This window comes from Commensalibacter oyaizuii (assembly GCF_029953265.1).
Lineage (GTDB): Bacteria > Pseudomonadota > Alphaproteobacteria > Acetobacterales > Acetobacteraceae > Commensalibacter > Commensalibacter oyaizuii.
In genome coordinates this window covers 32,012-46,694 of sequence record NZ_JASBAO010000001.1, presented here as the reverse complement: position 1 = coordinate 46,694, position 14,683 = coordinate 32,012, and the positions used below count along the sequence as shown (strand labels likewise).

The following is a 14,683-nucleotide window of genomic DNA, read 5'->3' as shown; positions in this document are numbered from 1 at the left end:
ATTACTCTATATCTGTGTCGTTTTCGTTTCTACGTCGAATAGCAGCACCTAGGATATCACCTAAAGATGCCCCACTATCAGATGAACCGTAATCAGAAATTGCTTGCTTATCTTCTTCAACTTCACGACCTTTAATAGTCAAAGATAAACGGCGCGCTGCACGATCAACAGAAACCACTTTCGCATCAACGCGTTCACCAACAGAAAAGCGTTCTGGACGTTGGTCAGCTTTGTCGCGTGATAATTCCGTACGACGGATAAAACCAGTTAGAACGTCATCTACACTAACATCAACACCGTTTTGCTGAATACCTGTAACAATACAAGTAACAATACTGCCTTTATTTACTTTAGATAAAACGTCTGCTGCTGGATCTTCTTGTAGTTGCTTAATCCCCAATGAAATACGTTCTTTTTCAACATCAACATCAAGGACCTTAGCTTTAACCACATCGCCTTTTTTGTAATTTGCCATCGCTGCTTCGCCAGCTTCATCCCATGACAAATCAGACATATGGACCATACCGTCAATATCTGCAGAAAGACCAACAAATAGACCAAACTCTGTGATATTACGGATTTCACCTTCAATTTCAGAACCCACTTTGTGTGTTTCTGCAAATTGTTCCCAAGGATTAGGTTGAACCTGTTTCAAGCCTAATGAAATACGGCGTTTTGAGCTGTCAACATCTAACACAACAACGTCAACTTCTTGAGATGTTGAAACGATTTTGCCAGGGTGAACATTTTTCTTGGTCCAAGACATTTCAGAAATATGAACCAATCCTTCAACACCAGCTTCCAACTCAACAAAAGCACCGTAATCTGTGATATTGGTTACACGACCAGTAAAACGCGCACCTGAAGGGTATTTAGCAGCAACATTTTCCCAAGGATCGGCCTCTAATTGCTTCATCCCCAAAGAAATACGATGCGTATCTGGATTAAAGCGGATAACTTGGACTCGAACGGGTTGACCAATTTGTAAAGCTTCAGAAGGATGATTGACACGTTTCCAGGCAATATCAGTAACATGCAACAAACCGTCAACGCCACCTAGATCGACGAATGCACCGTAATCTGTAATGTTTTTAACAACACCATCCAGAATCATGCCTTCTTTCAATCCTTGGATCAGCTCACTACGCTGTTCGGCACGAGTTTCTTCAAGAACTGCTCGACGGGATACAACAATGTTACCACGAGCACGATCCATCTTTAAGATTTGGAAAGGCTGCGCAACACCGATCATTGGATTGATATCACGAACAGGACGAATATCAACCTGTGAACCTGGCAAGAACGCCATTGCCCCACCTAAATCAACGGTAAATCCACCTTTAACGCGCCCAAAAATAGTTCCATTGATGCGTTGATTGCTTTCAAAAGCTTTTTCAAGCGCTGACCATGCTTCTTCACGACGTGCCTTTTCACGTGAAAGCAAAATAGATCCATCGCGATCTTCATAGCGCTCAATATAAAGCTCTACCATATCGCCAGGCTTAACGTCAGCTTTACTGCCCATAGGTGCGAACTCTTTTAAAGGGACGCGACCTTCACTTTTTAAACCGACATCAACAATAGCATAATCATCCGTTAAACGAACAATTTTACCTGTTACAACAGACCCTTCGAACCCGATATCTTGACCTAAACTTTCGTCAAGAAGTGTTGCGAAATCTTCACCGTTAAAATGGTCTTGAGAATTTTGTATGGTGGCTGCAGCCATGTGTTTCCTGTAATCCTAGTCACAAATTTTTAAGGCAAAACGCCTAAATTGTACAGACTTTAATTTGCGCGTTTTTATTTACATTTCAAAAAAAATAAAAATACGACTTTTTTCTAAATTCTTTTAGAAAACGATTATAACAAAAATATTCTAATTCTTTAAAATATTCAGGCGCAATTATATAAGAATTATATTAACAATTCAATGAATTATTCAGCCACTCCAATAAAAAAACTATATCTTTTAAAATTTGTAATGATTTTTAAATTCTTATGTCAAAAATCACACACCAATCAAACGTAAAGCCTCTTGCAAAACTGCATCAGCAGATAAGTGATCCGTATTAATAATTTTAGCATCTTCTGCAGGTCGCAACGGTGCAACAGCACGCGAAGAGTCCGCTAAATCCCTAGCCTCCAGCTCTTTTTCGACCTGTTTAATTTGTTCGTCTTTATCAATTGCGTCAACATCATTTGTATATTGTAACCAACGTCGTTTAGCACGCACATAAGTGGATGCTGTAATAAATAACTTAACATCTGCGTTGGGCAAAATCACCGTGCCAATATCCCGACCATCCATGACAACCCCTTGTGTCGTGGCAAAATGACGCTGCATATCTAATAAAGCTGCACGAATTTTTGGACGTGCTGCAACTAAACTTGCGGCTTTGTCGACTTCTGATACGCGCAAATCATTTCGATTCCAATCTGCTTCGGTAAGATTTTGCGCTTGCCTAACCAATTCCTCATCATCAGGTGATAATCCCATATCCAACATTTTACGACCGACCGCACGATATAATAATCCTGTATCCAGATAAGGAAGATGTAACTTCTTTGACAATGCTTTTGCCAGTGTACCCTTTCCAACCCCTGATGGACCATCAATGGCAATAATTAATTGTTTACTCATACGTCGAACTTTGCCCCCAATTGATTCATTAAAGGAAAGTAGTTAGGGAAACTGGTTCTTATGAAACGTATGTCATCCACTTTGATCCCTTTTTGGGCAACCAGTCCCAAAATAGAGGCACTCATAGCTAACCGATGATCCATATGCGTTGCAACAACACCACCCCCAGGAATATTTCCCCTAGTTCCAGTAATTATTAAATCGTCACCATCAATATCAACCTGAACTCCATTGCCCCGCAACATGTCAACGATACTGGTAAAACGATCGCTTTCTTTTACACGCAACTCTTCTAGACCTCTGAAACGTGTAACTCCATCGGCATAAGCCGCCGCAACAGAAAGAATAGGATATTCATCAATCATTGATGGTGCACAATCAGCAGGAACATCTACACCTTTTAAGTTACTACCCTTTATAACTAGGTCTCCTATCGGTTCTCCACCTTCTACATGTTCGTTCTCAATGCAAAGATCAGCCCCCATCCACTTTAATACTTCAAAGGCACCTGTTCTCAATGGATTTAATCCAACCCCTTCTATACAAATTTCTGACCCTGAAATCATTGCAGCAGCAACCAACATAAAAGTTGCAGACGAAGGATCACCGGGAACGCGAATGTTGCGTGCTTTTAAGGTCACTGGGCCTTTTAAACTAATCTTTTTTCCACCATCGACCAAATCTTCTATCCTTACATCCACCCCAAAATGACGCAGCATGTTTTCAGTATGATCACGCGTTGCTACGGGCTCTTCGACCCAGGTGATACCGTCTGCATTTAATCCAGCCAATAAAATAGCAGATTTTACTTGCGCAGACGCAACAGGCAATCGGTATCCAACAGGGTGTGCCTTGGCTGTTCCAACAATCGCCATAGGTAAGCGTCCCCCTTCACGGGTCAAGAATTTGGCCCCTGTTTCTGATAATGGTGTTGTAACACGTGCCATTGGTCTTTTACGCAGACTACCATCCCCTGTCATTACACTAAAAAAACCGTGACTCGATAAAATGCCACTTAATAATCGTGCTGATGTACCAGAATTTCCCATATTCAATACATCTTGAGGTTCCTTTAATTGGCCAATCCCTTGACCAATAACACGCCATTCCCCAGGTGCAATACGTTTTGGGTTGGCCCCCATCGCCTGCATCGCCTGAGCAGTTTGCATAACGTCTTCCCCTTCCAATAAGCCTGTAATATGGCTTTCCCCAATGGCTAATGCGGAAAACATTAATGCACGATGACTGATTGATTTATCCCCTGGAACGCTTATTTTCCCCTTTAATACTGATCGAAAAAACGAAACCGTTAAAGGTTGGACAGAAGAAGAATTTGTCATATCTTTACTTTCTCAATAAAAAAATCATTGTCAAATAACGAACTAAGGGTCATAAAACTCTTAGCAGAAATATTAAAAATGTCATTTTAAAGTTTGACAGAATGATAATAAACTGGCATTCGGCCTTTTTACATAATTTTTTTGGTTAGAAACGGGATTAATCAATGGTTAAAGTAGAGTTGGGTATTAAACGGGTATGTTGCTCCTGTGGAACCCGTTTTTATGATCTAAACAAAATGCCACCAGTATGTCCTAAATGTAATACTGAGCAACCCATAGAACTGCCTCGTGGTCGTCCACCTGAAGAGGACGAACACATTAACAAAAATAAAGAATTAGATCATTCAATCGATACAGATGATTTGGATACGGATGACACCGATGTTGATGACGTAATTGAAGACACATCTGACCTAGAAGACGATGTGGACGCAATTGGATCTGAAATTGAAGTCATCAAAGACGATGATGGAGACGGAGACTCTTAACCATTTCGTCATCAAAAGGCTTAACATGTTACTGTTTAAGCCTTTTGTCGATACTCATCATGAATTAATATGTAGTTGCCATCGTTGAGTGTGGCAGATAATGTCTACCAATCTGTAGGTGTCCTTTATAATACATAACATATAGAGGACCATCATTTTCTATGTCATAAACACCTGATTTTAAATATGCCCGTTCGGCAAGCTTTACACGATAACGAAAAATGATGCGATTTTGTTCATCTAATAAAGTAATTTTCTTGGTAAATCGACCTCCAGAAATGGCATATTTCGACACTTCGGATATAATATTCTGCAATCCTATAACGTGTAGATTGGGGTTATAATGATTGATCTCTAAAGAGGAAAGATCGTCTGCTTTACCACCACAATTAATTACAACAGTGCCACGTCCCTTACCGAAATTAATTTCCATATTTTTAAGCAAACGTTTCTGGTTATATCCCATTAATAAATAACCACCACGATCGATATTGATTCTGTTTTTACCATCAGCGTCGACAATATTTGTACTCATTAACGCAACATATCCGCCGTCGATATCTAACGTTGCTGAACCAAATGTAGGTCCTGCAATAAATAACGTTAGATATCCAGAGATATAAAACGTGTTGCTAGTCAAATTCTGGATATTGGCATCAAGAAATATAATACCTTTTGCTTCAGGCGTAACGATATAAGTCCCACCGGGAATTAATTTATCGATTACATAATGAAATTCATTTTTATCTAAAATATCGCCTGTAATCTGAGGTTTTATTTCAGTGTTTAAGAGCTGAATATTTTTTGAATCTACAATTTGAACATCATAACAAATAACTTTTTTTGTTATCTCCTCGTTCATTGTTCGTATAATATAGATAATATTATATTCCGTCTTATATGTTTTTGTAGAAACTAACATTATCCCCTCAAAAAAAGAGTTTAAAAATATTTAGACTCTTAAAGGATAGACAACAATAATAAAATATATTGTTTCGCATATACTTCAATATATTTTAATAAATATAAATATTATATCAATAATAACACAAATTTATTATTAATTCCTTAAATAAATTAATTAATTATTAACAATATTAACCATTATTACGCTGATAGTCGATCTAGCCGCAACCGTTCTCGATGATCAGTAAGGCGTAAAACTGCCAAAAATGAAACTCCGATAGCAGCCAATATTCCAGCACCAGATATAAGTAATAATAACAAAATTTGATACTTCGCCGCCTCAAGTGGATTTATCCCTGCCAAAATTTGCCCAGACATCGTACCAGGCAGAGTAATAATTCCTGCTGCTGACATTTGATTGATCAATGGCATGATTCCCATAGTCACCGCATGACGAACAAATGGCGTGAAAACCATTTTACGCGAATGCCCCATAGCCAAACGAGATTCAATAACCAGCCGATCCCTTTGAATGGCATCCAGTAACCCCTTCAAAGACAAGGAAGCAGAACTCATAACATTCCCCAAAATCATACCGGTTAACGGAATTAAGTATTTTGCTTCATACCAAGGATCAGGACGTAATGCCGTGTTCAAAGCTAATAAACTTATTGATATCGTAACGATCCCTGTGACACTACCGCTAATTCCCAAGGACCAATGCCATTGAAATCCAGGTTCCAACCGCGCAATAATTTCCCGACTGGCAGCAACCATCATCAAAGCAATAATAAGCAAACTGAACCAAATAGAATGCAAGGCAAATATTTTTAGTAAAACAAACCCAACCAACAATAATTGCAATACCAAACGTGTCGCAGCAATCAATACCATACGACCAATACCTATGGATAGAACCATAGACAAGGATGTAATGACTAATAATAAAAGGGCAGCGATCGATAAATCAACAAAACTAAGTGATATATAACTATGCATCTTGACCGTAAATATAGCAAAATTTTAAAAAAACTCTTAATACCGTCTTTTTACTCCCAATATAACCGTGACGAATATAGATATTCGTAAAATGGATTTAGAGTACGATCTTAAGAGTCTCTTTCGTTAAATGATAATGACGAGTTGCCAAACGCCTTACTTGTTCCATATTATGTGAAACCAGCAAAATACCTTTTCCTTGTTTTTGTAACTCTTGAATAAGCTGTTCAACCAACAAAACGGAATCTGGGTCCAGTGCGGACGTTACCTCATCCAACAATAAAAATTCAACCTCTGACGACAAGGCTCGCAGCAAAGCCATGCGTTGTCTTTCCCCTGTAGAAAGATGCTGAATTTCAGCATCTAGCAAAGTGTCTTTAAGATTCAATTTATTTAATAGTGATTGTACCAACGTCAGATCACGCACGTGATCCTTGACATGTTTTGCCCACCACCCAGATTCAGAAGCAATATATGTTACTTTTTTACGCCACATTGTGGGTGAAATAGAGCTACGTGCGATGGTATTTAAATACACTTCACCGTTATTAGGGATAAGATCAGCGATCATTCGTAATAAAATAGATTTACCAACCCCTGATTCCCCAGTAATAACAACACAGTCACCTTTTCTAACTTCAAAAAAATAAGGTCCTTGCTGGAAATTACAAAGACCTTGTATAGATAAGGTTGAGGATTTACCTTCTATATTTCCCATCAGACTTAGTGGATAACCTCGTCATTCCAACGTTCTATTTCAACCCCTACCCCTTTAGCCTCTTGAATAATATCCAATTTTTCTAACATTATTCTTACGACATAAATTCGTTTGTCGGCCAAAATTGCTTCAACTATTGTTTCAGCTAACGTTTCCACCAATTGAAAATGATTGGTTTGAACAATGGTCTTAACCTGGTTAACAATATCTTCATAGGAAACTGTGCGGGTTAAATCGTCAATCCCGATTCCCTTTTCTTCAATAACACCCACAGAAATATTAATTTGCAGGCGTTGATCTTTTTCCTGTTCAAAAGAATACACACCAATACGTGCCAATAAAACAAGATCGCGAATAAAAATACGCCTTAACGAAGGTTGATTTGACCATGCAGGAAAAAAAGTCATTTTTTGCTCATACTATTCATCTGTATATGCCCCCACCGCAGGGGACCATTGTAAATGCTGTCCGCCATCCAACGCCAACATCTGACCAGTAACTGATGGCAAACAAAGCAACCCTAATACCGCCCTTGCCACCTCTTGTGAAGAGGTTCCTTGCCCCAAAGGCACAGTTTTACACTGACGATCGAATTGTTCATCAGTTTGACGTTTATGGGCCATGGCTGGACCAGGTCCAACAGCATTGACCCGAATAGACTTGGAAGCCAATGCCAATGCCATTGTTTGCGTTAATGTCCACAATGCAGATTTAGAGACGGTATAGCTTACAAAATGAGGGGTTAACGACCAAACACGCTGATCCAACATATTAATAACGCACCCTTCTTTCCCTTGGGGTAATGCTTTGGCAAAATCTTGAATCAATTGAAAAGGCGCCCACAAATTGGGGGTCTGATGACGTTGCCATGATTCTAAGGTCACCGTATCCCATTCGTCGCGATCGAAAATACTGGCATTATTTACCAAAACACCAACAACCCCCAACTGTCGAGAAGCCTGTTCTATCAAACCATTAACTTCATCAGGATTAGACAACTCAGCCGTTATAAGAACAGCTTTGCGCCCCAAGGCTTGAATGTCTTTTAAAGTTTGATCAGCCTGTGCGGTATGAGTCCGTGCATGAATGGCAATGTCAAATCCAACCTTGGCCAACGTCAATGCGATCTCACGCCCCAAACGAATGGTTGCCCCAGTAATAAAAGCAACTTTTGGCATAGTTGAAGACAGCGGAAAATAATCAATCAACAGGGCATTATTATCCATCCAATTATCCTTATTAATGTTGTTAAAATATCGTATTATTTACTTGTTTTAATAAACTATTAATCATATTAATAAATATCAGTTTTAATTAATATGATTTTCGTTTTGAAATAAAACTAGCAAGAATTCTAATAATGCTCCTTAAAAATCTTTTACACAAAGAAAATAATAATCTGGATATATTCAGATTGCTAGCAGCATTAATGGTTATTTATGCTCATACTTATCCATTATTACCAATCGCTGGAAAACAGGATCCTCTCTTCACCTTACTTTCTTTTGAAGATATAGGAGGATTGGCGGTTAAGATCTTTTTTTTCCTTAGTGGGCTGGTTGTTACAAACAGTTTGCTGACAAAAAGAAACGTTATTGCTTTTGTTATATCCAGAATTTTTAGAATTCTTCCTGCGTTATTAACAGTGCTGGTTGCTACCACATTTATCATCGGACCTGTAGTCAGTACATTTTCGTTACATCGTTATTTTACGACCCAATTAACCTATGTTTATTTTTTTAAAAACATATTTTTGCAAAGCGAATTTTTTTTACCTGGGGTTTTTCAAAGTAATGCTTATACCGTTGTTAATGGATCGCTTTGGACCCTTCCTATAGAAGCAAGCTGCTATATTGTTTTGGCGACCTTATTTCTAATAGGTATATTTAGATATAAACCTCTCTGCCTTGTTGTTTTTGTGATTATCATTTTAGATCCTATCTTTGATAATCATTTACTCATCACTTGTTTCGCTGACAAGGATCATCACAGCACCTTATTGGCCCCTTGTTTTGCTTTTGGGTGCTTATTGTCCGTTTATAAAGACTTTATCAAAATCAATCTCTCTTTAGTTGTTGCTACAACTTTACTCTATTTTTTATTTAGGAATTCTTCGTATAACTTTTATTTTTTCTATTTATGTATCTTTACGTTTATTCTTTACAGCTCTAGTACAAAATTATGTATTCATTTAAAACCCTCTGCTGATGTTTCGTATGGTATTTATTTATGGTCTTTTCCCATTCAACAAATCATGATTATTCATTTTGCTAAATATGGAATTTTATTTAATCAAGTAACAACAATGTTGATCGCAACGGGATTTGGTTTAATTTCATGGTATCTTATTGAAAAAAGATGCATCGCTTTCGGACAATATATAAATAAAAACCTATCCGTTTCAAAAATATTCAAACATGAAAAATCTTCATTCATTTTGAATGAACGTACTAAAAATTTATAATAAATACACTAAATTCTATACAGATCGTCTGGTTGTTAATGCTGCTGTCAAGGTTCCTTCATCCAAGACTTCTAAAGACCCGCCCATAGGAATTCCCTGACTGACACGGGTAATCTTAACATTCCATGGTAGTAATTGATCGTATAACCAATGCATCGTTGTTACCCCGTCCACCGTAGCCCCAAGCGCAAGAATAATTTCCGTAACTTCTTGACGTTGCAGCCGGTCTAACAAAGGGGTTAAATTTAAGTCTTCTGGACCAATACCTGACAATGGCGATAACGCCCCACCCAAAACTTGATATTGTCCTTTAAATATTCCTGTTTTTTCTAAAGCCCACAAATCCCCAACAGTTTCGACAACACAAATCTGATCTTGATGTCGATGGGGATTCGTACAAATAACGCACGGATCATTACTATCCAAATTTCCACAAGATGAACATACTTTTACATGCTCGGCTGCTTGCTCTAATGCTTTGGCCAAGGGCAACATTTTTGATTGAGGTTGTTTTAATAAAGCCAAGGTTGCCCGACGTGCGGAACGGGGGCCAAGTCCAGGAAGTTTACTTAACAATGCAATTAAGCGTTCTATTTCAGGGCCACCCAATGTCCATATCCTTTTCTCCAATGTTCATAATAACTTAAGATAAAAATCCACTTATGAACATTCAAGGCTATTTTCAATTAAAAAGGTAATTTCATACCTTCAGGAAGATTTAACCCGCCTGTTACCTTTTCCATTTCTTCTTTGGTTTTTTCGTCCAAATGACGACGGGCTTCTGAATAAGCAGCAACAATCAAGTCCTGTAACATTTCCATTTCATTGGGATCTGCCAGTTTAGGATCAATTTTAATGGATTTCATATCCCCTTTGCCTGCCAAAACAACGGTAACCATTCCTGCACCAGAAGAACCTTCAACAGTGATAGCAGCCAATTTTTCTTGCATCTCATTCATTTTACTTTGCATTTGAGAGGCTTGCTTCATAAGATTAGCAAAATTTTTCATTATTAATCAGTTTCCATTTCTACAACATAGGTTAATCATTAAGGTAAGAGGGAATATCATCTTCATTATATAAATAATCCTCCTCACCCTCTACAGATGGGACATCTTCTGGAAATAAACCATACTCATCCAACTGCGGATTGACAAGCTTACCCAACTTTGCCCCAGGGAAAATTTTCATAATTTCCTGAATAAACGGATCTTGTTCTACTTGTTTCATATCCGCCAAAGCTTGCAGGGATTCCTGTTCCATCAAGGTTGGTTCCCCTTGATGTTTAGATAAGACAATCGTCCAACGCTCGCTGGAATGTTCATTCAGTAATTTGGTTAATTGCTGAGCAATTGTATTTGGTGCATTATTATCAATCCTAATCTCAATTGTTGGGGGGGCGAATTTTACCAAATGCACTGAATTACGTAAATGCGCGTGCAATAGTCGGGCCTGTTGTTCCTTAACAAACACAACTACTTCACGCCAACTATGCCATAAATTTTCCCTTTTCAATGGGACTGGCTGCTGCGTTTCTGCAACCGCATAAGCTGATAATGATTCTTGTTGAGCAGATGCAACTGACGAAATATTATCACTTTGACCCACGGCATATAAATGACGTTCCCCACCGCCATAGGGCACAGATGTTGTTGAATGAGACATTGAACCAGAAGGTTTTGAAGCAGAAGAAACGCCTCCTCTTCCAGTTGGAGGGGATTCAGGATTTTCTGTAAGTTGTTTGATTAAATCATTTGGCGAGGGAAGATCAGAAACGTAACATAACCGAATAAGCACCATCTCAGCCGCAGCCCGACGATTAGGCGCTATTTCAACCTCTTGTGTTCCTTTTAACAACATTTGCCACGCACGCCCCAATACAGGAACAGACAATTGACGCGCCATTTTGCCACCGCGCACACGCTCCAATTCAGACAGCTCGCTGCTATTTTCCAAAGAGGGAATAGATTTCATGCGTGAAAGCAAGTGCACCAATTCCAATAAATCCGCCAATAACACGCCTAGATCTGCACCACCTGCATAAGCTTGTTCTGTCAGGGCTAATACTTGATCAGGTTTCCCTGACATTATCGCTTCGAACAAATCATAAACCAATGTACGGTCAGCAAAACCCAACATTTCAGAAACAACAGATGATTCAATGGGCTTATTATGATCTTGACCGTCACCTTGCGCAATCGCCTGATCTAGCAAAGATAACCCATCCCTGACTGATCCGTCCGCAGCTCTGGCAATTAAATTAACGGCTTCATCTGCGATTAAAACATGCTCGTTTTGAGCAATTTTTATGAAATGATCTTTTAATCGCTCCTGAGGAACCCTGCGCAGATCAAATCGTTGACATCGTGATAATACGGTTACGGGAACTTTGCGGATTTCTGTTGTTGCGAAAATAAAAGTAACTTGCTCGGGTGGTTCCTCCAAAGTTTTTAATAGCGCATTAAATGCATTGCGAGATAGCATATGCACCTCGTCAATAATATAAACTTTCATACGCGCCTGAAGGGGGCGAAACCGTGATCCTTCGATAATTTCCCGAACATCATCCACCCCAGTATGCGAAGCTGCATCAATTTCCAGTACATCAGGGTGACGATCTGCTAAAATGGCTTTACAATTTGGGCATACCCCGCAAGGATCGGCCGTTGCCTGTCCTGTTCCATCTACGCCGACACAGTTAAATGCGCGTGCAATAATTCGTGCAGTTGTGGTTTTACCAACCCCTCTTACCCCTGTTAACATGAATGCATGTGCTACACGTCCCATCGCAAATGCATTTCGCAATGTGCGAACCATAGCCTCTTGACCAATTAGATCATCAAAATTCTGAGGTCGATATTTACGGGCTAAAACACGATATGATTTATCAACAGTCGGTGGTGTCGCTGCGGGTAAATTATCAAAAAAACCACCCATTGTTGTTTCAGGATGAGGAAGATGTTCGTCCGGAATATCCATCATAAAGCAATTCCAGGAAATTAAAAGATGAGGTCAGATAATATCAAATTATAAATACCTGTTATCCTTAATCCTTACCATAAAGGTAATAATTGTGGAAAGCCACAAATGACCCGAACGATACTCGCAATGGCTGCTTCCTTCCGGACCTGACCGAGTTCGCAAGGTGTCCGTCCACTCGTGACTTTCCACCCCCCTTCTAACACAAAAAGGGGGCAGGATGACAAGCATTTTTTTCAATTTTCTTTAAAATTATTCTCCAACAGCAGCACCGCCAGCATGACGGTAATCAACACCCCCATAATAAACACGTTTACCGTCTTTATCTTTACCAACGTGAATCCCCTCGGCAATACCCCATGTGGAATACATATCCAACGGATATCCTTTTTTCTTTAGTCCCTCACGCACTTGCGGACTTAAAGCATTAGATTCCAGTTGCACAGGCACAGGTTCCCATTGTTGATGAAAACGTGGCAAATTAATTGCTTGTTGGATATTTAAATCATAATCAATCACCCCCGTCACAACAGATAATATGATCGTTGGGATACGAGATCCACCAGGACTGCCAATCACCATAAAAGGTTGATTATCTTTAGAGATAATCGTTGGAGTCATTGAGGAAAGCGGCGTCTTACCAGGGGCAATTGCATTTGCTTTACTGCCAACAATCCCATACATATTTGGTTGACCAGGAGCCGTTGAAAAATCGTCCATTTCGTCATTCATTACAATACCTGTTTGGCCAGCGACGACTCGTGCACCGAACCAACCGTTTAGGGTATAGGTCATCGATATTGCCATACCATTTTTATCGATAATAGAAAAATGGGTCGTTTCGTTCTTCTCATGCGATGCCTGAACCCCCATTTTCGGCGTAGGGGCCAATGCCACTTGCCCAGGAACCAGTTGTGCAGAATTTACAGCGTGCTTAAAGTTCAAGTTTTTACGAATATCAGCCGCATATTGTGCACTTAAAAAACGTTCTATATCGTTTTTAACAAAAGCTGGATCCCCTAGATCTCTACGATCTGAATATGCTCTGCGCATTGCCTCAACCTGTCTTTGTACAGAAGGTAAACTATGCAATCCCAATTTATGCATATCATAACCAGAGGTAATATTTAAAATTTCACAAAGTGCAACCCCACCACCACTGGGAGGCGGTGCTGTATCAATTTTATACCCACGATAAGAACAAGTTAAAGGTTTCATTACCCTTGGTTGATAGGCTGCAAAATCCTGCATGGTTAAGATACCACCATTTTTAACACTAGCGGCAACAATTTGCTTTGCAATTTTACCTTTATAAAAGGCACTGTTACCTTTTTTGGCAATTAACGCCAATGTTTTTGCCAAATCTGTTTGGCGGAAAACATCCCCCACTTGCCAGGGTGTGCCATCTGGTTTTAAGAAAATTTGTGCTGCATCTGGGTCTTTGGCAAAATCAGAGGTTGATGTTGACAACAAGGCAATATCTTCTTTGGTTAAAACATACCCATCCTTAGCTAATTTAATGGCTGGATTCATTAAATCCACACGAGATTTCGTCCCCCATCGTTCACGGATCAGTTCCATACCAGCCACCGTACCAGGGACCCCTACTGATTTCCATCCTAAAATAGATGCATTGGGAATAACTTTTCCTTGTTTATCAAGAAACATATTTGCTGTTGCCATATGAGGGGCTTTTTCCCTAAAATCAACAAAATATGCCTCTCCATTAGGTAAACGAAGGGTTAAAAATCCCCCACCACCAATATTTCCCGCAGCAGGATAAGTAACCGCCATAGCATACGCCACAGCGACTGCAGCATCGACAGCATTCCCACCGTCTTTCAACACTTGCGCTCCGACCTTCGCTGCCAAATCGCTGGCAGAAACAACCATTCCGTTATACGCTGCCACTGGCTGGGTTGGAATGTGGTCTACCGATGCACCTCCAAAAGCTAATGGATCGACGCCATTACCTGCTTGTGCGTATGCAGAGACTGAAAAACAGCTACTGGCTAGTAATAAAAAACCAAAAGACGATCCTAAAAAACTTTTTTTAATTGCTAAAGAATTTATTCTCACGACTGTTCCTTGTAAAGATTTTGATTATTTAATAATTTAAAGGATGATGATTGTACACTCGGCTTT

General features: G+C 39.4%; 14 protein-coding genes and 1 other RNA gene. 2 read left to right on the top strand and 13 right to left on the bottom strand.

The window, feature by feature from the left end; genetic code table 11:
• Position 1: 1 nt before the first annotated feature.
• The 3 genes from rpsA to aroA all read right to left on the bottom strand — a co-directional run bounded on the left by rpsA (position 2) and on the right by aroA (position 3,984).
• Entirely contained in the window at positions 2-1,729 is a 1,728-nt protein-coding gene (gene rpsA / locus QJV27_RS00220; RefSeq protein ID WP_281446987.1) for a 30S ribosomal protein S1, read from the bottom strand.
• A gap of 282 nt (positions 1,730-2,011) precedes the next feature.
• A complete protein-coding gene (cmk, locus tag QJV27_RS00215) occupies positions 2,012-2,644 on the bottom strand; it encodes a (d)CMP kinase (RefSeq protein WP_281446986.1) in 633 nt (210 codons plus the stop codon).
• The gene (gene aroA, locus QJV27_RS00210) at positions 2,641-3,984 is read right to left on the bottom strand and encodes a 3-phosphoshikimate 1-carboxyvinyltransferase (protein ID WP_281446985.1); all 1,344 of its coding nucleotides are present in this window, start codon (positions 3,982-3,984) and stop codon (positions 2,641-2,643) included. The genes cmk and aroA overlap by 4 nt, the downstream gene beginning before the upstream one ends.
• A 164-nt stretch (positions 3,985-4,148) precedes the next feature.
• Between aroA and QJV27_RS00205 the strand changes: the two genes are divergently transcribed.
• Entirely contained in the window at positions 4,149-4,472 is a 324-nt protein-coding gene (locus QJV27_RS00205) for a TIGR02300 family protein (RefSeq protein WP_281446984.1), read from the top strand.
• 64 nt (positions 4,473-4,536) lie between these two features.
• Here the strand turns inward: QJV27_RS00205 and QJV27_RS00200 are convergent, their stop codons facing one another.
• From QJV27_RS00200 to QJV27_RS00180, 5 genes are all read right to left on the bottom strand, one after another.
• Positions 4,537-5,394, bottom strand: a complete 858-nt coding sequence (locus QJV27_RS00200) for a hypothetical protein (protein ID WP_281446983.1) — start codon at positions 5,392-5,394, stop codon at positions 4,537-4,539.
• Between the two features lie 185 nt (positions 5,395-5,579).
• Positions 5,580-6,377 (bottom strand): ABC transporter permease, encoded by a 798-nt coding sequence (locus QJV27_RS00195; protein ID WP_281446982.1) that lies wholly within the window; start codon positions 6,375-6,377, stop codon positions 5,580-5,582.
• A 97-nt stretch (positions 6,378-6,474) separates the two neighbouring features.
• Complete coding sequence (locus tag QJV27_RS00190) at positions 6,475-7,095, bottom strand: ABC transporter ATP-binding protein (RefSeq protein ID WP_281446981.1); 621 nt, start codon at positions 7,093-7,095, stop codon at positions 6,475-6,477.
• 5 nt (positions 7,096-7,100) lie between these two features.
• Positions 7,101-7,502 carry a dihydroneopterin aldolase gene (folB, locus tag QJV27_RS00185; RefSeq protein WP_281446980.1) on the bottom strand — a complete coding sequence of 134 codons (402 nt, stop codon included), beginning with the start codon at positions 7,500-7,502 and terminating at the stop codon, positions 7,101-7,103.
• A gap of 12 nt (positions 7,503-7,514) precedes the next feature.
• Positions 7,515-8,321, bottom strand: a complete 807-nt coding sequence (locus QJV27_RS00180; RefSeq protein ID WP_408869603.1) for an SDR family oxidoreductase — start codon at positions 8,319-8,321, stop codon at positions 7,515-7,517.
• Positions 8,322-8,455: 134 nt separating this feature from the next.
• Between QJV27_RS00180 and QJV27_RS00175 the strand changes: the two genes are divergently transcribed.
• The gene (locus QJV27_RS00175) at positions 8,456-9,559 is read left to right on the top strand and encodes an acyltransferase family protein (RefSeq protein ID WP_281446979.1); all 1,104 of its coding nucleotides are present in this window, start codon (positions 8,456-8,458) and stop codon (positions 9,557-9,559) included.
• 15 nt (positions 9,560-9,574) lie between these two features.
• Here the strand turns inward: QJV27_RS00175 and recR are convergent, their stop codons facing one another.
• The 5 genes from recR to ggt all read right to left on the bottom strand — a co-directional run bounded on the left by recR (position 9,575) and on the right by ggt (position 14,617).
• Positions 9,575-10,168 (bottom strand): recombination mediator RecR, encoded by a 594-nt coding sequence (recR, locus tag QJV27_RS00170; RefSeq protein WP_281446978.1) that lies wholly within the window; start codon positions 10,166-10,168, stop codon positions 9,575-9,577.
• A 77-nt stretch (positions 10,169-10,245) separates the two neighbouring features.
• Positions 10,246-10,569: a YbaB/EbfC family nucleoid-associated protein gene (locus tag QJV27_RS00165; RefSeq protein WP_281446977.1), complete on the bottom strand. Its 324-nt coding sequence runs from the start codon at positions 10,567-10,569 to the stop codon at positions 10,246-10,248.
• A 31-nt stretch (positions 10,570-10,600) separates the two neighbouring features.
• Positions 10,601-12,541, bottom strand: a complete 1,941-nt coding sequence (locus QJV27_RS00160; protein ID WP_408869602.1) for a DNA polymerase III subunit gamma/tau — start codon at positions 12,539-12,541, stop codon at positions 10,601-10,603.
• Between the two features lie 91 nt (positions 12,542-12,632).
• Positions 12,633-12,727: signal recognition particle sRNA small type (gene ffs, locus QJV27_RS00155), an RNA gene on the bottom strand.
• 63 nt (positions 12,728-12,790) lie between these two features.
• Positions 12,791-14,617 (bottom strand): gamma-glutamyltransferase, encoded by a 1,827-nt coding sequence (gene ggt / locus QJV27_RS00150; RefSeq protein ID WP_281446976.1) that lies wholly within the window; start codon positions 14,615-14,617, stop codon positions 12,791-12,793.
• Positions 14,618-14,683: the final 66 nt, after the last annotated feature.